15 protein-coding genes are annotated in these 19312 nt (G+C 71.1%); 10 read left to right on the top strand and 5 right to left on the bottom strand.

Annotation, left to right across the window (positions count from 1 at the left end; all coding sequences use genetic code 11):
* Positions 1–12: 12 nt before the first annotated feature.
* Positions 13–2046, bottom strand: a complete 2034-nt coding sequence (locus Q9G87_RS17510) for an ATP-binding protein (protein WP_305917430.1) — start codon at positions 2044–2046, stop codon at positions 13–15.
* A 238-nt stretch (positions 2047–2284) separates the two neighbouring features.
* Between Q9G87_RS17510 and Q9G87_RS17505 the strand changes: the two genes are divergently transcribed.
* Positions 2285–3367 carry an acyltransferase family protein gene (locus Q9G87_RS17505; RefSeq protein WP_305917429.1) on the top strand — a complete coding sequence of 361 codons (1083 nt, stop codon included), beginning with the start codon at positions 2285–2287 and terminating at the stop codon, positions 3365–3367.
* A gap of 57 nt (positions 3368–3424) precedes the next feature.
* Here Q9G87_RS17505 and Q9G87_RS17500 read toward each other — a convergent pair whose 3' ends face one another.
* Positions 3425–4363, bottom strand: a complete 939-nt coding sequence (locus tag Q9G87_RS17500; RefSeq protein WP_305917428.1) for a TIGR03086 family metal-binding protein — start codon at positions 4361–4363, stop codon at positions 3425–3427.
* 143 nt (positions 4364–4506) lie between these two features.
* On the opposite strand from Q9G87_RS17500, the gene Q9G87_RS17495 reads away from it, so the two are divergent.
* The 5 genes from Q9G87_RS17495 (at position 4507) to Q9G87_RS17475 (ending at position 10370) form a co-directional block, all read left to right on the top strand.
* Positions 4507–6846 carry an esterase-like activity of phytase family protein gene (locus Q9G87_RS17495; protein ID WP_305917427.1) on the top strand — a complete coding sequence of 780 codons (2340 nt, stop codon included), beginning with the start codon at positions 4507–4509 and terminating at the stop codon, positions 6844–6846.
* Between the two features lie 201 nt (positions 6847–7047).
* Positions 7048–8157, top strand: coding sequence for a DUF418 domain-containing protein (locus tag Q9G87_RS17490; RefSeq protein WP_305917426.1), 1110 nt, complete (start codon positions 7048–7050; stop codon positions 8155–8157).
* Between the two features lie 115 nt (positions 8158–8272).
* Positions 8273–8635 (top strand): YciI family protein, encoded by a 363-nt coding sequence (locus Q9G87_RS17485; RefSeq protein WP_305917425.1) that lies wholly within the window; start codon positions 8273–8275, stop codon positions 8633–8635.
* A complete protein-coding gene (locus Q9G87_RS17480) occupies positions 8632–9822 on the top strand; it encodes an RNA polymerase sigma factor (protein WP_305917424.1) in 1191 nt (396 codons plus the stop codon). The genes Q9G87_RS17485 and Q9G87_RS17480 overlap by 4 nt, the downstream gene beginning before the upstream one ends.
* Positions 9823–10142: 320 nt before the next feature.
* The gene (locus Q9G87_RS17475) at positions 10143–10370 is read left to right on the top strand and encodes a hypothetical protein (RefSeq protein WP_305917423.1); all 228 of its coding nucleotides are present in this window, start codon (positions 10143–10145) and stop codon (positions 10368–10370) included.
* An 82-nt stretch (positions 10371–10452) separates the two neighbouring features.
* On the opposite strand, the gene cobF is transcribed toward Q9G87_RS17475, so the two are convergent.
* On the bottom strand, positions 10453–11181 hold the full coding sequence (cobF, locus tag Q9G87_RS17470; RefSeq protein ID WP_305917422.1) for a precorrin-6A synthase (deacetylating): 729 nt from the start codon (positions 11179–11181) through the stop codon (positions 10453–10455).
* Between the two features lie 25 nt (positions 11182–11206).
* On the opposite strand from cobF, the gene Q9G87_RS17465 reads away from it, so the two are divergent.
* From Q9G87_RS17465 to Q9G87_RS17450, 4 genes are read left to right on the top strand one after another with little or no spacing between them, the layout of a single operon-like run.
* The gene (locus tag Q9G87_RS17465; protein WP_305917421.1) at positions 11207–11593 is read left to right on the top strand and encodes a pyridoxamine 5'-phosphate oxidase family protein; all 387 of its coding nucleotides are present in this window, start codon (positions 11207–11209) and stop codon (positions 11591–11593) included.
* Positions 11590–12747 (top strand): precorrin-6y C5,15-methyltransferase (decarboxylating) subunit CbiE, encoded by a 1158-nt coding sequence (gene cbiE, locus Q9G87_RS17460; RefSeq protein WP_305917420.1) that lies wholly within the window; start codon positions 11590–11592, stop codon positions 12745–12747. Before Q9G87_RS17465 ends, cbiE begins: the two co-directional genes overlap by 4 nt.
* Positions 12748–12795: 48 nt before the next feature.
* Positions 12796–13551: a precorrin-4 C(11)-methyltransferase gene (gene cobM, locus Q9G87_RS17455; protein WP_305917419.1), complete on the top strand. Its 756-nt coding sequence runs from the start codon at positions 12796–12798 to the stop codon at positions 13549–13551.
* On the top strand, positions 13536–14270 hold the full coding sequence (locus Q9G87_RS17450; RefSeq protein WP_305917418.1) for a cobalt-precorrin-6A reductase: 735 nt from the start codon (positions 13536–13538) through the stop codon (positions 14268–14270). The genes cobM and Q9G87_RS17450 overlap by 16 nt, the downstream gene beginning before the upstream one ends.
* On the opposite strand, the gene cobJ is transcribed toward Q9G87_RS17450, so the two are convergent.
* Positions 14248–15729 (bottom strand): precorrin-3B C(17)-methyltransferase, encoded by a 1482-nt coding sequence (gene cobJ, locus Q9G87_RS17445; protein ID WP_305917417.1) that lies wholly within the window; start codon positions 15727–15729, stop codon positions 14248–14250. The genes Q9G87_RS17450 and cobJ overlap by 23 nt on opposite strands.
* On the bottom strand, positions 15726–19283 hold the full coding sequence (gene cobN / locus Q9G87_RS17440) for a cobaltochelatase subunit CobN (protein WP_305917416.1): 3558 nt from the start codon (positions 19281–19283) through the stop codon (positions 15726–15728). Before cobN ends, cobJ begins: the two co-directional genes overlap by 4 nt.
* Between the last annotated feature and the right edge of the window lie 29 nt (positions 19284–19312).

Below are 19312 nucleotides of genomic sequence, written 5' to 3'. Positions count from 1 at the left end.
TCCACCGGGCGGCTAGGAGCCGTAGAGCTCGCGGTGCCACAGGTCCGCGCAGATCCGTTCGATCCCGGTGGTCAGATGGCGGCGGTAGGTGGTGAAGGGCAGGCCGAGGCGCTCGGCGGCGATCTCCTGGGTAGGCGCGCCGCGGAGGAATGTGACGGTCAGGGCGCGGTGGGGCTTGTGCGCGCGAGGATCTTCGCCGAGCGCGGCGATGGCCTGTTCCAGCAGCTCGCGCAGTGCTGTGGCGGGATCTGAGCCGGGGTGTTCGGTGACGATCCTGCTGCGGGCGAGCGGGCCGGCGGCCAGCGCACTCGGCCGGCCGAGGTGCCGCAGCGCGGCGCGGACGGCCTCGGCGAACTCTGCATAGGAGAGCACGGCGAACCCTGCTGGCTGCGTGCTGGCGGGCTCCGGCGAGGTCAGCGGCCGGCTCAGGCGTTCCAGCCAGGTCTGAGCGGGCACCGCACGCCAGTCGTGGATGAACAGGCCGTACGCGCCGTCGCCCAGCCGCGCTCGTTCCGAGGTCTCGTGCATGTCGAACTGCCGCAGGCAAGAACGGCACATGGGCTCGGGATCGCGGATCGCGACATAGGACCAGGCCATGCGCTCGGCCCGCAGGCAGGAGCCGATCAATCGCCACTGGATCAGGTCCATCACGGGCGAGTTGCCGCTGTGCCCGGGAAGCACCCAGAAACGGCCGATGGCCAGGTGCTCGCCCGAGCGCAGCGGAGCGGTGGTGCGCGAGTGGGCCCAGGCCGCGGCCGCGATCGGATCGGCGGCGAGCTCCTGCTCGTCCGGCTCCTCCAGGCGCAGCCACGCGCTGAACGCGACCGGTTCGCCGGTCTCGGTGAGGCGGTAGAGGCGGAAGGCATGGGGACGCCGTTCGGCCCAGAAGGCGGCATTGGCCGCCGAATCCTCGTTCTCGGTGGTCCGCGCCAGCCGTACCAGGATGTCGACGTCCCCCGCGCGGAACGGCTCTTCCTGCACCACGCCCTGCCCGCGCCAGGTGTGGAAGTCGGAGGTCATCCCGTCGTGGCGATGCAGGAAGAAAAGGGACCCGACGGCGGCCAGCACGTCAGGATCGGCCGCGGTACGCAGTCTTTCCGCCAGGTGGGCGTGGATCAGCTGGTGCATGGCCGCGTACCCCTGCGGATCGCGCCAGCGGAGATCCGCCTCGAGCACCTCGCGGACCACATCGTGCGGATACAGGCCGAGCGCGGTGGATTCGACGAACGGCAGCCGCCGCAGCCAGGTGAACAGCGGGGCGACATCGCCGGGCAGAACCGCGCGCAGCAGGTCCTCGGTGGTCATGTACGTGTGCGCGCACGCTTCCAGCGCGTGCCGGTGCGCGGCGGAGGGGACCTCGCCCACCAACTGGTCGAGCAGCGTCGCGACGACATCCTGGTGCGGCTTCCACCGGCTGCTGGCGTGCTGGTCCTTGGCCGCCACCGCCGCGCCCAGGGACAACGCCAGCGGATGGCCGCCGGCGAACGCGAGCAGTGGCTCGTGCAGGTCGACAGCCACCCCGCGGATGTCCAGCAAGGCCCGGGCGTCGGTGGGCGCGAGCTCGCGCAGCGGCATCACCTCCAACGCCTGCGCCCAGCCGGGGTCGGTGCACCAGGCCAGGTCCGGAGGGGTCCGGCTGGCCACGACCGTCAGGACTCCGACCCGCGCGCGGGGGAGGAACCTCTCGCGCAGCCAGCCCTCCAGCCCCTCGATGCGTTCGAAGGCGTCGATCAGCAACACCGCGCGCTCATCGTGCGGCAGCGATCCGGCCTCCGCCTCGAACGCCTCGGGTGACGGCTCCAGGGTGCGCCCGTCCAGCAGCGCAACCGGCCGCCCGGCCGCCGTGGCCTCCTGCGCGAAGCGCCTCAACAACGTCGACTTGCCGATGCCCCCTGGACCGTGCACCCACAACACGCTGGGGCCCCCGCCGTACAGCGTGGAGCTGAAGGTGGTCAGCTCCTCCTCTCGCCCGACGAAAGCGGCTTCCCGTGCGACTTGCAGATGCCGCCCCAGCAGCCCGGAGCTCTTTCGCGTCCCTGACGACATGACCTCAACGTTAGCCTCGGGCGACTTTGCCATTTCCCCAAACCGCCAGAAAAGTGAGTGCATTTACTCACAGTTCACAACGAAACGGCGCTCCAGGGTTTAACGGTACTTACGCCGTAAAGCGTGGAATTCCACAAGAATTACGCGCTTTACGGTCTGCTTCGGGGCCAGAAATGAGCAGAAAGCGGGCAGCCGTCGGCCTGGGAAGTGGACAGTCGATGGGCGGAGGGTGGCCGCCATGCGACCCTCGGACACCAGAACCCGGTCGCTGCGTGGCCCCGTGCTCTCGCCGCGGGCGGCACCGGCGAGAATTCACAAGCTCGACGCCCTTCGGTTGGTGGCGGCCGTCAGCGTGGTCCTGTTCCACTACACGTTCTCGGGCTGGGCCGACGGCACCACGACGGTGGCCTACCCCGAGATGGGCTCGTGGACCCGCTACGGCTACCTGGGTGTCGACCTGTTCTTCATGATCAGTGGGTTCGTCGTGCTCATGAGCGCCTGGGGCGCGACCCCGCGCCGGTTCGTGGTGTCCCGCGTGGCAAGGCTCTATCCGGCCTACTGGCTCGCCATCGCGGTCACCGCCCTCGTCACGGTCACGCTCGGCCGTGACCTCTTCCCGATCTCGGCAGGGCAGGTCCTGGCGAACCTGACGATGTTCCAGGCCGTGGCGGACGTGCCCAACGTCGACGTCGTCTACTGGACGCTGTGGGCCGAGATGCGCTTCTACGTCCTCATCCTGGCCCTGACCTGGATCGGCATCACCAGGTCGAGGGTGATGGCCGTGCTGTGGGGCTGGCTGGCGCTGACGGCGCTGGTGGAGGCTGGGCTGCTGCCCCGCGTGGCCGATCTGGTCGTGCAGTCGGAGTTCTCGCATTACTTCATCGCGGGCATGGCGCTCTTCCTCGCCCGTGACCGAGGGTTCACCTGGCCCATCGGCCTGCTGCTGACCCTCTGCGCGGGAAACGCGATCTACCGCGCCCTCGGCTACGCCGACGCCGTCGGACGACGCTACGGGGTCGCCTACGACCACGTGGTCGTCATCACGGTGGTGATCGCACTGTTCGCGATCACGACCATGATCGCACTCGGCGTCACCCGTCGCCTGGGCCGGCCATGGCTGGCCACGGCCGGCACGCTCACCTATCCGCTCTACCTCCTGCACGCCCACATCGGCTTCATCCTGATCAACCGCGTCGGCGCGACCCTCGACAAGTACGTGCTGCTGGCCGCACTCCTGGCCACCATGGCCGCAGCCGCCTACGCCGTGCACCGCCTCGTCGAACGTTCCGCCGCGCCGCTGATCAAACGCATCCTGGGCTGAGCGCGCGGGTCGTTCCCGCCCGCCGGTCGCGGTGGCACCGGCGGGCGGGCCTGAACGTCAGGGCTGGGTGTGCCGGCCCAGGTGGGCGAGGAGCCGAACGGCCAGGGGGGCCGTGGGCAGGACGGGCAGCGGGTCGGCGAACCGGCCGCTGCGGTGCTCGGTCACGATCGGGCTGGTAGTGGCGAGCTCCCACACCGCTTGCACGGCGTCGTCGTCCGCGCGGTAAGGCAGGTGGGCGCCGGTGGCGATGTCCCAGCCGTGGACCAGCGATTCGATGAGGCTGATCGAGGCCAGAGCCGCGCCGGGCACTGTGTCGCCCATGAACGCGTACTCGCGTTCCAGCGCGCCGGGCGCGGTGAAGGCGGCCATCGAGCGGTCGGTGACCGCGGCGAAGGCGGCTGCCGGATCGGCCCCGAGGTGATCGGTGTCGGCTTGGCGTTGGGCGTCGAACTCGGCCGGATCCACCTGGTCGCGTTCGGCGACACGGGCGAGCAGCAGCAGGCCGCCTGCGAGGTGGTTGGCCGTCTGCCGGACGGTCCATTTCTCGCACGGGCTCGCCGCCGCCCAGTCCTGCTCGCCGATCTGGCCCAGCAGGTGGCCGACCAGGGCGTGGCTGCGCTCCAGCAAGCCCGTGACGGCGGGCGGCCCCGCCATCACGCGCCGCAGGTCTTCGGCGTCGTAGATCAGCTCGCCGGAGACGATCCGGCCGTCGTGTACGCGCAGCAGCTCGGCGGCGGTCAGCGTGCCGGGCAGAGGGTCCATCTCCCAGTCGATGATGGAGCAGACCAGGTCTCCGTCGGTGAACTGGTGGCGTACGCGAAAGTCGCGTACTGCGGCGCCTGCCTGGCGAGCCATGGCGCGATAGCTCGCGCTGTCGGTGAAGGAGGCGACGGGTCCGATGAAGGAGAAGGAGTCGGCGAGCGGAACCTCGCTCATCTCTCCTGCTCGGTGCTGCCACGCGTGGTAGTAGGACTCGACGGCGGTATGGGGATCCATGGGTCTCTCCTGGTGCGGGCCGCGGCGCGGCCGTCCACCCTGATAGATCCCGCCTGCCGCGTCGACTCATCGGACGCGTCTTGCAGGCAGGCGGACATGGTGTCTGATCGGCACAGATACAACTTCCGTTCACGATGTGTTCTATGTCCGGTTCTGCGCTGGCGAGCTGCGGGTACTTCGATCAGCGCGTGCGGGTGGGCGTCACCCGCACGACGACCCTCCCGGAGGCACTTGTGCGCAGCACACGGCGGCCCGCGCTGGCCATCGCGGCCGCAGCGGCCATGGCGATGCTCAGTGTGGCCGTTCCCCCAGCAGGCGCGGCGGCCTCGAGCCATTCCGCAGGCGCCCGCTGTTCGGCCGACGTGTCCCTGCTCGGCTTCACCGACAGCTTGGACAAGACCACGTTCCAGGGCACGGCCGTCGCCGGGCTGTCCGCCCTGGCGCTGACCCGCCCGTCGAGAGCCCTGGCGCTCGTGGACAACATCGGCACCACCCCCGCCCGCCTGTACGACGTCGCCCTCACCTCCGGCCAGCGGAAACTCTCGGCCGAGGTACGCGGCATGACCACACTGCGGCGGCCGGACGGCGCCCCGTACACCGGCGCCGACTTCGACGGCGAAGGGCTCGTGGCCGAGCGGGGCGGCGGCACCGTGCTGGCGAGCTCCGAGACGGAGCCGTCGATCCGGCGGTTCCGGCTGTCCGACGGTCGCGAGGTGGCCTCCTTCGACGTACCGGCCAGATTCCGGGTCGCCCCGGCCGGTCAGGCGCAGGTCAACCAGACCTTCGAGGCCCTGGCCGGCACGCCCGACGGCCGCGTGCTGTACGCCGGCATGGAAGGGCCGCTGTCCACCGACGGCCGCGACGCCGCCGGCCGGGGCCTGCAGCGGATCCTGCGCTACGAGGGCAAACCCGGCAACGCCTACACCCCTGCCGCGCAGTACGCCTACCGCACCGACGCCGGTCTCGGGCTAGTGGAGCTGGTGGCGCTCGGCGACGACCAACTGATCGCCCTGGAGCGCGGTTTCACCGCGGGCGTGGGCAACACCGTGCGGGTGTACCGGGTCTCCGCCACCGGCGTGCCGGACGTCTCCGGCGTCGAGTCGCTCGCCACCCTGACGGACCCCCGCGCCTGGCTCGGCAAGCAGCTGCTGGTCGACCTCGTCGACTGCCCGCCGTCCGGGGCGAGCGCCAAGCAGCCCCAGCCGAACCCGCTGCTGGACAACATCGAGGGGATGGCGCTGGGCGGGCCGCTGCCCGGTGGTCGCCGTACGCTCTACCTGCTCTCCGACGACAACAACAACGCGGTGCAGACCACCCGGATGTACGCGCTGAGCGTCCGGCTGCCGGATGAGGCACGCCTGTCCGCCCGCGCGCTGCTGTCGGCGACCGCCTACCAGCCCGGCCCCGTGTCGGGCACGCAACTGCCGCCTACCACCGTCAACGGGGTCACCCCGCCGTTCCAGGGCCAGCCGATCCCCGGCTTCTCCGCGGTGATCCCGGCGACCCCGGGCTCCCGCTCCGCGAGCCGCCTGCTCGCCATGCCGGACAACGGATTCGGGGCGAAGAACAACTCGGCCGACTTCCTGCTGCGCGCGTACGTCATCGAGCCGGACTACCGCAGCGGCAAGATCGACGTCCGGAGCCACATCAGCTTCCGCGACCCGGATCGCAAGGTGCCGTTCCCGATCGTCAACCAGGACACCGCCGACCGGCTGCTGACCGGGGCCGACTTCGACATCGAGTCGCTGGCCTGGGACGCGCGCGGCGACCTGTGGATCGGCGAGGAGTTCGGGCCGTACCTGGTCCGCACCGACCGCACCGGCAAGGTCCTGCAAGCGCCGATCCCGCTGCCGGACGGCACAAAGTCTCCCCAGTCGCCCGATCTGGCCCAAGGCGAGAGCCCGACCCTGCCGGCCAGCCGCGGGTTCGAGGCCATGGCCGCGAGCGAGGACGGCTGGACCCTGTACCCGATCTTGGAGGGCGCGAAGACCAACGACCCCGACCAGCGCCGGCGGGTGGTCTACGAGTTCGACGTGCGTGCCGGAGCGTACACGGGCCGCACCTGGTCCTTCCGGGTCGACGAGCCGGCGCTGGTCATCGGCGACGCGGCGGTACTCGACGACCGGCGGCTGCTGTTGATCGAGCGAGACAACGACATGGGCCCGAGCGCCCGGATCAAGCGTCTGGTCGTCACCGACCTCGACGCCGCGGCGCCCGACGGTGCCCTGCCCCGCCGCACCGCCGTGGACCTGCTGCGCATCGCCGACCCGAAGGGCGTCTCCACGCCTGCCCGCCCGGGCGAGTACGGGGTCGGGCCGCTGTTCTCGTTCCCGCTGCAGTCGGTCGAGTCGGTGCTGCCGCTGCACGGTGACCGGATCGTGGTCGCCAACGACAACAACTTCCCCGGGAACGACGGACGCATCCCGGGCCGGCCCGACGACACCGAGGTGATCGTCATTGACGTGCCGGGTCTGCGCGACTGACCGAGGTTCGTCGGCAGGGGTGCACTTAGGTGCACCCCTGTTCTGTGTCCAGCCATATTCCGGGTCGATGTCCTGGCTCGTTACGTTCGTGCTCAGCAGGCCGATGCCGCGTTCACCGGGGCCGCGGCAAGGGGGAAGGGCTGGAACATGAATACGTCAGGTTTGGCGCCGGCTGCTCCGCACGGCTCACTGGATACGGGGATGCGGGTGCCCGCGCCGGACCTGGCGCGCGGTCTCATGCTGCTGGCCATAGCCTTCGCGCACGCGCCGCTGTTCGTGGTCGACATCGACCGCGGGCCTGCCGTACTCAACGACCTCACGAACGGCTTGCACAATCTCTTCGTCAGCAACCACGCCCGGCCGATGTTCGCGTTCCTGTTCGGCTACTCGCTGGTCCAGCTGCTGGATCGGCGGACGCGGCGGGGCAGCGCGTGGGTTGACGTCAGGAAGCTGCTGCACCGCAGGGGATGGTGGCTGGCCCTGATCGGGTTCGTCCACATGGCGGTGCTGGTCCCCATCGACATCCTGGCCGCGTACGGGATCAGCGCCGTCCTGCTCGTCGGCCTGTTGCGGGCCAAGGACTCGACGCTGCTGTGGACGGCGGGGCTCAGCTTGGTGCCGGCGACCGCCATGGTCGGGTTCGCCATGTGGTATCCGCTGTCGCAGGGCCTTTCCCCGATCGCTGCCGGCAGTGTCGCGGCCGGGATGAAGGGCCCATGGCAGTTGTTCGCCGAGCGACTCCAGGCCTGGCCGTTCGGCCTGGTGGCCGGAGTGATCCTGGTTGTTCCTGGCGTGATCTTCGGAGTGTGGGCGGCGCGGCGGCGGCTGCTGGACGAGCCCGCACGGCATCGCCGTTTCCTGGTCAACGCCGCGATCGTCACCACTGCCGTGTCCGTCATCGGCGCCGTACCTGTCGGCCTTGTCCAGCTCGGGGTATGGGCCGAGCCGTCGGGCGCCGCCTTGTGGGCGGCGGCGCTCGCGCAGCCGCTCACCGGATACTTCGGCGGGATCGGCATGGCCGCGATCATCGGGTTGATCGCGATCCCGGTCACCCGGCGACCGAACGGTCTGGCCACTGCCGTTCAGGCGCTCGGTCAGCGCTCGATGAGCTTGTACCTCTTCCAGTCCCTCGTGTTCGTCGGGGTCTTCTACCCGTACGGACTCGACCTGCAGGACGACCTGGGGCTTGCCGGCGCCACGGGCGTGGCCGCGGCGACGTGGCTGGTGTCGGTGGTCATCGCCGAGGTCATGCGGCGTGCTGGGTACAGGGGTCCCGCGGAGATCCTGTTGCGCCGCCTGGCCTACCGATGAGACGGCTGCGACATCAAACTAGCGTGGGCGTGGGTGTCGATTCCGGCCACGTCCGTTCGTAGTCAGGTGAACGGGGCGGGACAGACCTCGCCCCGCTGACGAGAGGAGCACCGCCGTGCCCCACTACATGCTGTCCGTGCACAGCTCCGAGAGCCAGGTCCGTGAGCCGATGACCGAGGAGGAGATGCGGCAGTCCCACGAGCGGCTCGGCGTCGTGGAGCAGGAGATGAAGTCGTCCGGGATGTGGGTGTTCTCCGGCCGCCTGCACGACGCCGACACCGCCACCGTGGTGCGTGTGAGCGATGGCCAGGTCCTGACCACCGACGGCCCCTTCACCGAGTCGAAAGAGCACCTCGGCGGCTTCTACATCATCCAGGCCGACGACCTCGACGCCGCGCTCTCCTTGGCCTCGAAGGTCACCGCGGCCATCGACACGCCGATCGAGGTACGTCCGTTCGCCGGCACCTCACAGGAGTGACCATCGGACAGGCCGCGATCGGCCGGATCTTCCGCGAGGAGTACGGCCGGTCGCTGGCCACCCTGATCGGCGTCTTCGATGACATCGACGTCGCTGAGGACGCGGTGCAGGAGGCGTTCGCCGTGGCCCTGATCAAGTGGCCGGCCGAAGGACTGCCGCCCAACCCGGGCGGCTGGATCACCGTCACCGCCCGCAACCGCGCGATCGACCGCCTGCGCCGCCAGACCCGCGAAAGGCGCTTGCTGGGCGACGTGACGATCCTGGTGCCCGACCGCGAACCGGAGGAGCAGGACCCGGTGCCTGACGACCGGCTCAAGCTGATCTTCACCTGCTGCCACCCCGCCCTGTCCGCCGAGGCGCAGGTGGCGCTCACGCTGCGACTGCTCGGCGGCCTGTCCACCGACGAGGTCGCCCGGTCCTTCCTGGTCGCCGAGCTGGCCATGGCCCAGCGCCTGGTCCGCGCCAAACGTAAGATCAAGGCCGCGAGCATCCCGTACCGGATTCCCGCCGACCATGAGCTGCCCGGCCGCCTGCCCCCGGTGCTGGCCGTCATCTACCTCATCTACACCACCGGCCTGTCCGGCCCGGAGGAGCGGGGCCTGTGCGCCGAGGCGATCCGGCTGGCCCGCCTCCTCACCGCGCTCATGCCCAGCGCGGCGGAGGTCGCTGGCCTGCTGGCCCTGCTGCTGCTCATCGAATCGCGGCGCGCCGCACGCACCCGGCCCGACGGCTCCCTGATCCTGCTCGGCGACCAGGACCGCCTGCAGTGGGATCGCTCCCTGATCGCAGAGGGCCAGGCGATTGTCCGCCGCTGCCTCCTGCATGACCGGCCGGGACTCTACCAGTTACAGGCCGCCATCAACGCCGTGCACGCCGACGCCCCCACCGCCGCCCACACCGACTGGCCACAGATCATCGCCCTGTACGACCACCTGTACGCCCTCGCGCCCACTCCGGTCGTCGCACTCAACCGCGCCATCGCCATCGCCGAAGTCCACGGCCCCGCCATCGCCCTGGCCCTGATCGACCAGCTCGACCTCGACCACTACTACCCCTTCCACGCCGCTCGCGCCGACCTGCTCCGGCGCCTCGACCGTCACCGCGAGGCCGCCACCGCCTACCAGCGCGCCGCGGACCTGGCGCCCGACGGCCCCGAGCGAGACTTCCTCACCCGCGGCGGCCGCTGATCCCCTTTCCTGTAATTTGCCGTCCCCATGGCACCGCATTGAAAGGCCGGGGGAAGCGCTGTCCAGGGCTCCCTCGGCGGTGCGAATACGCGCTCGGAGGCTCGCTGCGGCGTGCCGCCGTATTTCGTGAGGTGCGCGGATAATTACGTGCATGTAATGCCGCGCCAGAAATGAGTATTTACTTCTGGCCGGGAGATTCCGCCCGTCATTGCGATTAGTCTGAATCATGTTCAGCGCTGTATCGGCGTATCCCGGGAATCGACGCTCATCATCCGATCCCATCCATCGAGATTCGGTCTCACTTCAGGGAGTGATCTCTGATGTTCAAGCGTTTGCTTCTCGCCGTCGCGCTGACGGCATCCACGCTCTTCATCTCCGGCACCGCCACCGGCGCCGCCCAGGCCTCCGACGCAAGCCGCTGCGCACCGGCCCAGCAGGTCACGCAGGCCTCCGGCACAGCCCGGAGGTGCGAGTGGCGAGGTAAGTGCTACTGGTGTTACCGGAACGGACGCTGGGAGCGCCAGTACTGCAAGGGCGGCCGCAACTAGTCGCACCTGCGGCTGACCTCAACGAACAACGGCAGCCCCGCGAGACGCCGGCCTCGCGGGGCTACCCGTGCGCCTGCGGCGCTCAACGCCGTCGCAGCAGGTACGTGTCCATGATCCAGCCCTTGCGCGTCCTGGCTTGGGCGCGCAGCTCCTTGATCCGCTCGCCCACCTCCGCGACCGGGCCGGCGACCAGGATCTCGTCCGGCGTGCCTAGGTAGGCGCCCCAGTAGATGTCGAAGTCGTCGAGCCCGTCGAAGGCGCACCGCGCGTCCAGCATGATCACCATGTCGTCCGCCGTGGGACCCTCCTCGACGAGGCGACGGCCGGTCGTGAGGTGGACGGGCCGGGCGACCCGGGTGAGGCTGGTGCGGTGGCGGGCGGTGAGCGCGGCAATGGCGCTGATGCCCGGAATCACGTCGATCTCGTAGTCCGGCAGGCGTTCCAGGATGGCCAGGGTGCTGTCGTAGACGCCGGGGTCGCCCCAGACCAGGAACGCCCCCGTCTGCCCGTCGGTGAGGGCCTCGTCGATCATCTGCTGGTAGAGCGTGGCCCGGCGCTCCCGCCAGTCCTCGACCGCTTCGGCGTAAGCCGGGGTGGTCCGGTCCCGTTCCGGGTCGCGCGCCTCGACGATCCGGTACGGCCGGCGCCCGTGCTCCTCGATGAGCTGGTGGCGCAGCCGTACCAGGTCCTGCTTCTCCTGGCCCTTGTCGAGGAGGAAGAAGACGTCGGTGGCCGCGATGGCCTTGACGCCCTGGAGGGTCAGATGGTCGGGGTCGCCCGCGCCGATCCCGATGACGAGTAGCCGTTTCACGGAGATGAGTGTGCCAGGATGTGCCGTGAACCTTTTCAGCCGTGGTGAGGCTTTCGCTGAGTTTTGGCGGGAACGGCACCTGTGCACCCTGACCACCGTCCGTTCCGACGGGACGCCCCACGTGGTGCCGGTGGGTGCGACGCTGGACCTGGGTGCCGGGATCGCCCGGGTGATCACCTCTGGCGGTTCGCGCAAGGCCCGGCTGATCGAGGCGGGGCAGGCGCGGGTGGCGCTGTGTCAGGCCGACGGCCGCCGCTGGTCGACCCTGGAGGGCGCGGCCGTGGTGCGGCGGGAGCCCGAGCAGGTGGCCGACGCCGAGCAGCGTTACGCCGAGAGGTACAAGCCGCCGCGGCCCAACCCGGAGCGAGTCGTGCTGGAGATCCACATCACCCGCGTGCTGGGGAACGTGTGATCACGGTCGTGGGCATCGGCGCGGACGGCTGGGACGGGCTGGTTCCGGCCTCGCGCAAGGCGATCGAGCAGGCTGACGTCCTGGTCGGCAGTATCAGGCAGCTCGATCTGGTGCCCTTGGCGAGCGTTGAGCGGGTCGTGCTGCCGTCGCCGCTGCTGCCCAACCTCCCCGGGCTGCTGGACTCGCTCGCCGGACGGGCGGTCTGCGTGCTGGCCAGCGGTGATCCCCTGTTCTACGGCATCGGCTCGACCCTCGTGCGGCTGCTGGGGGCCGAGCGGGTCAGGGTGATGCCGCACGTGTCGTCGGTCTCGCTGGCGTGCGCGCGGCTCGGCTGGCCGGTCGAGCAGGTCGAAGTGGTGAGCGCGGTGGGGCGCCCGCTGGCGGCGCTGCGCGCCGTGCTTGCTCCAGGGCGGCGGGTGTTGGTTCTGGGGACTTCGGCGGACGCCGTCAGCGATTTGCTGGACATTTCCGGATACGCGGGCAGCCGGGTCACGGTCCTGTCCGACCTGGGCGCCGAGACCGCCAAGCCGGACTCGCCGCTGCGCATCATCGCCATCGAGTGCTCGGCGAGCGGCAGTCCGCTGTCCAGGGTGCCGGGCCTGCCCGACGAGGCGTTCGAGCACGACGGCCAGCTGACCAAGCGCGAGGTGCGCGCGGTGAGCCTGTCGCGCCTGGCGCCACTGCCCGGCCAGTTGCTCTGGGACGTCGGCGCGGGCGCGGGCAGCATCGCCATCGAGTGGATGCGTACGCACCCGTCCTGCCGGGCGGTGGCGATCGAGAGTCGTGCCGACCGCGCCGAGCGGATCGGCCGCAACGCCGAGAGCTTGGGCGTCCCGGGGCTGGCCGTCGTGGCAGGCCGTGCGCCGGAGGCTCTCGACGGGCTGCCCACGCCGGACGCGGTCTTCGTCGGTGGCGGTGCGACCGTGCCGGGGCTGCTCGAGGCCTGTTGGGCGGCGCTGCGGCCGGGCGGGCGGCTGGTGGCCAACGCGGTCACCTTGGAGTCGGAGGCGCTGGTCGCGCAGTGGTTCGGCCGCCTCGGCGGCGACCTGGTGCGCCTGGCGGTGCAGCGGGCCAGCCCGGTGGGCGGGTTCACCGGGTGGCGGGCCGCGATGCCGGTGACGGTGTGGAGCGTGGTCAAGGAAGGTGACGCATGACCGCGGTCAACGAAGGTGACGCATGACCGTGGCCGAGGAAGGGGTCTGATGACCGTCTATTTCATCGGTGCCGGTCCCGGCGCCGCCGACCTGATCACCGTGCGCGGCCTGCGCCTGCTGGAATCGGCGCCCGTCTGCCTGTACGCGGGCTCGCTCGTGCCCCGCGACCTGCTCGACGCCTGCCCCCCGGGGGCACGGCTGGTGGACACGGCCAACCTCACGCTGGACCAGATCGTGGCGGAGATCGCGACGGCACACGCCGGCGGCCGGGATGTCGCCCGGCTCCACTCCGGGGATCCGTCGATCTTCAGCGCCGTAGCCGAGCAGGTACGCAGGCTGGAAGAGCTCGGCGTGCCGTACGAGATCGTGCCCGGAGTCCCGGCGTTCGCGGCGGCAGCGGCCTCGCTGCGGCGGGAGCTGACCGTGCCGGGCGTCGGCCAGAGCGTCATCCTCACCAGGACCTCCGCCCGTGCCACGCCGATGCCGCCGGGCGAGGACCTGGCGACCCTCGGCGCGGGCCGGGCGACCATGGTCCTGCATTTGGCGGTCCAGCGGATCGACTCCGTGGTGGCGGAGTTGCTGCCGGTCTACGGCGCGGACTGCCCGGTGGCGGTGGTGGCGTACGCCAGCCGGACCGACGAGCGCATCCTGCGCGGCACCCTGGCGGACATCGCCGGGCAGGTGCACGAGGCCGGGATCAAACGGACCGCGGTGATCGTGGTCGGGCGGGTGCTGACCGCGTCGGAGTTCCCCGACAGCCACCTCTACAGCGTGGCCAGGGACAGATCGTGCGACGGGTCCTGATCCTGGGCGGCACCGCCGAGGCCAGAGCGCTGGCGGCGGAGCTGGTCGAGCGGGGCGTGCACGTGACCTCCTCGCTGGCGGGGCGGGTGCGCAATCCGAGGCTGCCGGCCGGAGAGGTGCGCGAGGGCGGGTTCGGCGGGCCGGAGGGGCTGGCCGCGTGGGTGCGGAAGGAACGTCCCGATGCGCTGATCGACGCGACCCATCCGTTCGCGGCGCGCATGACCGCTTCCGCGGTCGAGGCGGCCCGGCTGACCGGGACTCCGCTGGTGGTGCTGCGCAGGCCCGGCTGGCCGCAGGCGCCGGGCGAGCTCCGGGTGCCCTCCCTGGAGGCGGCCGCCGCCGAGCTGGCAGCCGGTGACCGGGTGTTCCTGACCACCGGCCGCCGGAGCCTGTCGATCTTCGCTGGCCTGACCGGCGTCTGGTTCCTCGCCAGATCGGTGGATCCCCCGGAGCCGCCGATTCCGCGAAATGTCCACATCATCCTGGACCGCGGGCCGTACACCCCCGCGGGCGAGCTCGCCCTCATCGACGAGCACCGCCTGACCGTCCTGGTCACCAAGGACAGCGGCGGCGAGCTGACCAAGGCCAAGCTCGCCGCGGCCGGGGAGCGAGGCCTCAAGGTGATCATGGTTGACCGTCCGCCCCTGCCGGGAGGCGTGACCCATGTCGAGACGGTCCCGGCCGCGCTCGACCGGCTCAGGGATATCGGCGCGGCGTGAAGACCGTGCCCTGCGGGGTCGCGCGGGTGGTGGACGACCCGACGATCAACAGGCAGCGCATGTCCACCCGATCCGGGTCGAGCTCGCCCAGCGTCGTCACCGTCACGGACTCGCCGGCCCCGCCGACGTCCCGCCCGATCACCACGGGCGTCTCCGGAAGGCGGTGCTCCAGGAGCAGGTCACGTGCGGCGGCCACCTGCCAGGTACGGCTGCGCGAAGCGGGGTTGTAGATCGCCAGCACCAGGTCGGCCCGAGCCGCGGCGCTGAGCCGGGCGGCCACCACCTCCCATGGCTTGAGCAGGTCGGACAGGGAGATCACGCAGTAGTCGTGGCCCAGGGGAGCACCCACCCGGGAGGCGACCGCCTGGGCCGCGGTCAGCCCCGGCACCACGCGCACCGGGACGTCCGGGTAGTCCGCCGAGGCCTCCAGCACCGCGCTCGCCATGGCGAACACCCCAGGATCGCCCGACGAGACCACGGCCACCCGCCTGCCCTGCCGCGCCAGCTCCAGGGCATGCCTGGCGCGTTCGGCCTCGACCCGGTTGTCGGTGCGGTGGCGTTCCTGGCGAGGGTTGGAGGCCACCCGGTCGACGTACGGCCCGTATCCCACGATGTCGGTCGCCACGGCGAGCGCGTCCTGCGCCTCGGGAGTCAGCCAGGGCCGCCCGGCGGGACCCAGACCCAACACGACCACCTCGCCACCTCCGGGTGCTTCTGCGTCGTCCTTCGGCACGAAGGTGCGCTCGGCCGGGCTGGCCAGCAGGGCCAGGGAGAAGTACGGCACGCCGTCCGGGTCCACCTCCTTGAGCGGCGCGACCCGTTCGGCGCCCATGGTGGCGCGCTCCACGTACCAGGCGTCCTCCAGCCGCCCGGCCTCGGCGAAGGCGTCGCGCACCTTCTCGAACGTCCGGCCCAGCTTGAGCACCGCCGCTGAGTCGGTCGCGCGCAGCCGCTCGGCCAACACCTCGCCCGGGAGCGTGCCCGGCAGCACGGTCAGCACCTCCTCGCGCTCCACCAGGGGCCGCCCCAGCACGGCGGCCGCCGCGCTCACCGAGGTCACGCCGGGCACCACCTCCGTCGGGTAACGGTGGGCCAGCCGCTTGTGCATGTGCATGTAAGAGCCGTAGAAGAGCGGATCGCCCTCGCTGAGCACGACGACCGTCCGGCCCGCGTCGAGGTGGGCGGCCAGCCGCTGCGCGCACTCGGCGTAGAAGTCGTCCAGCGCGCCCTGGTACCCACCCGGATGGTCGGTGGTCTCGACCGTCAGCGGGTACTGCAGGAGCTCTTCGATCTGGCCCTCCCGCATGTACGTCAGCGCGATCGAGCGGGCGATGCTGCGCCCGTGCCTGGCAGCGTGGTACGCGATCACGTCGGCCTCGCCGATCAGCCGGGCGGTCTTGACCGTCACCAGTTCCGGATCGCCCGGTCCCAGGCCCACGCCGTACAGTCGTCCGGTCACCGATCCTCCAGATCGCCTTCGGTCTTGAGATAGACCTCCTGCAGCTCGCGCAGGGTCTGCTCGTCCGGGTGCTCCCACATGCCGCGCTCGGCCGCCTCCAGCAGCCGCTCGGCGATGCCGTGCAGCGCCCATGGGTTGGATGTGGCCATGAACTCCCGGTTCTCCGGGTCCAGCACGTAGGCCTCGGTGAGCTTGTCGTACATCCAGTCCGCCATGACCCCGGTCGTGGCGTCGTAGCCGAACAGGTAGTCCACGGTCGCGGCCAGCTCGAAGGCGCCCTTGTAGCCGTGCCTGCGCATCGCGGCCAGCCACTGCGGGTTGACCACGCGGGCGCGGAAGATCCTGGAGGTCTCCTCCGCGAGCGTGCGGGTGCGGACCGCGTCGGGGCGCGTGCTGTCGCCCACGTAGGCGGCGGGCGCCTTTCCGGTCAGCGCCCGGACGGTGGCGACCATGCCGCCGTGGTACTGGAAGTAGTCGTCGGAGTCGGCGATGTCGTGCTCGCGGGTGTCGACGTTCTTGGCGGCGACCGCGATCCGGCGGTAGGCGTTCTCCATGTCCTGCCGTGCGGGCACGCCCTCCAGGTCGCGGCCGTAGGCGAAGCCGCCCCAGACGGCGTAGACCTCGGCCAGGTCGGCGTCGTCTCGCCAGGTGCGGCTGTCGATCAGCGGGAGCAGCCCGGCGCCGTAGGCCCCCGGCGCCGAGCCGAAGATGCGGCGCTCGCTGCCGTCGGCTCGTACGTGGGCGCGGATGTAGTTGTCCTCATCCGGCTCCTCCAGCGAAGCGGCCAGCCGTACCGCGTCGTCGAGCATGGCCACCACATGCGGGAAGGCGTCGCGGAAGAAGCCGCTGATGCGGACGGTCACGTCGATGCGGGGGCGGCCGAGCTCGGCAAGGGGGATCGGCTCGAGTCGCGTCACCCGCCTGGACATCTCATCCCATTCCGGGTGGATGCCGAGGAGTGCGAGGACCTCGGCCACGTCGTCGCCCGCCGTGCGCATGGCACTGGTGCCCCAGACCGACAGGCCCACCGAGCGCGGCCACTCACCGTGGTCGGCGCGGTAGCGCTGCAGCAGGGAGTCGGCCATGGCCTGGCCGGTCTCCCAGGCGAGGCGGCTGGGCACCGCACGCGGGTCGACCGAGTAGAAGTTGCGGCCGGTCGGCAGCACGTTGATCAGGCCGCGCAGCGGGCTTCCGCTCGGCCCGGCGGGGACGTAGCCGCCGTCGAGGGCGTGCAGCACGTGGTCGATCTCGTCGGTGGTACGGCGGAGCCTGGGCACCACCTCCGTCGCGGCGAAGGTCAGGATGCGGGTGACGAGGTCACGTCGATCGCCGGATAATTCCGGCACGTCGGCGTGTGCCACCACCTCCGGCGCGGCGGACGGCTCCCAGCTTCGCGCCTCCATGCCCTCGACCAGCGCACGCGCGGTCGCCTCCGCCCGGTCCACGGCCGACAGACTCGCCGTGCCGTCTTCGGCCAGGCCGAGTGCCTCGCGCAGGCCGGGCAGGGTCTCCTTGCCCGCCCACATCTGCCTGGCCCGGAGCATCGCCAGCACCAGGTCCACCCGGACCTGTCCTTCGGGGGCCTGGCCGAGCACGTGCAGCCCGTCGCGGATCTGCGCGTCCTTGACCTCGCAGAGCCAGCCGTCCACGTGCAGCAGGAAGTCGTCGAACTCGCTGTCGTGCGGCCGGTCCGCCAAACCGAGGTCATGGTCCAGCCGGGCGGCCTGGATCAGGGTCCAGATCTGGGCGCGGATGGCGGGCAGCTTGGCCGGATCCATGGCGGCGATGGTGGCGTGCTCGTCGAGCAGCTGCTCAAGCCTGGAAATGTCGCCATAGGTCTCGGCGCGGGCCATCGGCGGCACCAGGTGGTCGACCAGCACCGCGTGCGCCCGCCGCTTGGCCTGCGTGCCCTCACCCGGGTCGTTGACCAGGAACGGGTAGACCAGCGGCAGGTCCCCGATCGCCGCGTCGGTGCCGCACGAGGCCGACATCCCCGCCGACTTGCCCGGCAGCCACTCCAGGTTGCCGTGCTTGCCCACATGCACCATCGCGTGAGCGCTGAATTCAGCCGACAGCCACCGGTAGGCGGCCAGGTAGTGGTGACTGGGCGGCAGGTCGGGGTCGTGGTAGATGGCGATCGGGTTCTCGCCGAAGCCGCGCGGCGGCTGCACCATGACCACGAGGTTCCCGGCGCGCAGGGCGGCCAGGACGATGTCGCCCTCGTGCACGAACAACCCGCCCGGCGGCGGCCCCCAATGCCGCTCCATCTCCTCGCGCAGGTCCGCGGGGAGCGTGCGGTACCAAGCGGTGTAGGCCTGTCCCGGGATGCGCACCGGGTTGCCCGCCAGGTGCTCCTCGGTCAGCCAGTCCTGGTCCTGCCCGCCCGCCGCGATGAGCGCGTGGATGAGCGCGTCGCCGTCCTGCTCGGCCACGCCGGGGAAGCCCTCTCCCAGGTCATAGCCCGCCTCGGCCAGGCACCTGAGCAGGCGTACGGCACTGGCGGGCGTGTCCAGGCCGACCGCGTTGCCGACCCGGGAGTGCTTGGTCGGATAGGCGGAAAGCATGATCACCAGCCGCCGCTCGGCAGGCGGCACGTGCCGGAGCAGGCCATGCCGTACGGCGATGCCCGCCACGCGGGCGGCCCGCTCGGGGTCGGCCACGTAGACGGTCAGCCCGTCGGCGTCGATCTCCTTGAACGAGAACGGCACGGTGATGATGCGCCCGTCGAACTCGGGGATGGCCACCTGGGAGGCGGCGTCCAGGGGCGACAGGCCGTCGTCGTTCTCCGCCCACGCCTGCCTGCTGGTGGTCAGGCAGAGCCCCTGGAGGATCGGCACGTCGAGATCGGCCAGCGCGCCCACGTCCCAGGCCTCGTCGTCCCCGCCCGCCCCCGCGGTGGCCGGGCGGGAGCCGCCGGCCGCGAGCACGGTGACGACCAGGGCGTCCGCCGCTCTCAGCGTTTCCAGCAGCTCTAGCTCCGCCGTACGGAGAGAGGAGCAGAAGATGGGAAGCGCCCGCCCGCCCGCCTCCTCGACGGCCAGGCACAGCGCCTCGACGAAGCCGGTGTTGCCCGCCATGTGGTGAGCCCGGTAGTACAGGACGCCGATCACCGGACCCGTCCCGGTGGACTCGCGCTCCAGCACGCCCCAGGAGGGCGCGGCCTCTGGCGGGGCGAAGCCGTGGCCGGTCAGCAGCACGGTGTCGGAGAGGAAGGCGTGCAGCTGGGCCAGGTTGCGCGGGCCGCCGTGCGCCAGATAGGCGTGTGCTTCGGCGACCACGCCGCCGGGCACGGTGGACAGCTCCATCAGCTCGGCGTCGGGCGCCTGCTCGCCGCCCAGCACCACGACCGGGCGGGGACCGGACACAAGCGCGTCCAGGCCCTCCTCCCAGGCTCGCCGGCCACCGAGCAGGCGGACCACGACGAGGTCGACGCCCTCCAGGGGGAGATCGCCGGCGGTCAGCCTGGCGGGGTTGCCCAGCCGGTATCCGGCACCGCTGGCCTTGGCACTGAGCAGGTCGGTGTCCGAAGTGGACAGCAGCAGGACAGTGGGCACGAAGACGTCCTCCCTCGGGGTCCTCGCCC

Source organism: Nonomuraea turcica (genome assembly GCF_030718205.1).
GTDB lineage: Bacteria > Actinomycetota > Actinomycetes > Streptosporangiales > Streptosporangiaceae > Nonomuraea.
This window is presented reverse-complemented; position numbering and strand designations above follow the sequence as displayed.

Excerpts from the sequence above, each read along its gene's own strand:
- Q9G87_RS17510 (WP_305917430.1), bottom strand. The coding sequence starts at position 2,046 with ATGTCGTCAGGGACGCGAAAGAGCTCCGGGCTGCTGGGGCGGCATCTG.
- Q9G87_RS17505 (WP_305917429.1), top strand. The coding sequence starts at position 2,285 with ATGCGACCCTCGGACACCAGAACCCGGTCGCTGCGTGGCCCCGTGCTC.
- Q9G87_RS17500 (WP_305917428.1), bottom strand. The coding sequence starts at position 4,363 with ATGGATCCCCATACCGCCGTCGAGTCCTACTACCACGCGTGGCAGCAC.
- Q9G87_RS17495 (WP_305917427.1), top strand. The coding sequence starts at position 4,507 with ATGTCCGGTTCTGCGCTGGCGAGCTGCGGGTACTTCGATCAGCGCGTG.
- Q9G87_RS17490 (WP_305917426.1), top strand. The coding sequence starts at position 7,048 with ATGCGGGTGCCCGCGCCGGACCTGGCGCGCGGTCTCATGCTGCTGGCC.
- Q9G87_RS17475 (WP_305917423.1), top strand. The coding sequence starts at position 10,143 with ATGTTCAAGCGTTTGCTTCTCGCCGTCGCGCTGACGGCATCCACGCTC.
- cobM (WP_305917419.1), top strand. The coding sequence starts at position 12,796 with ATGACCGTCTATTTCATCGGTGCCGGTCCCGGCGCCGCCGACCTGATC.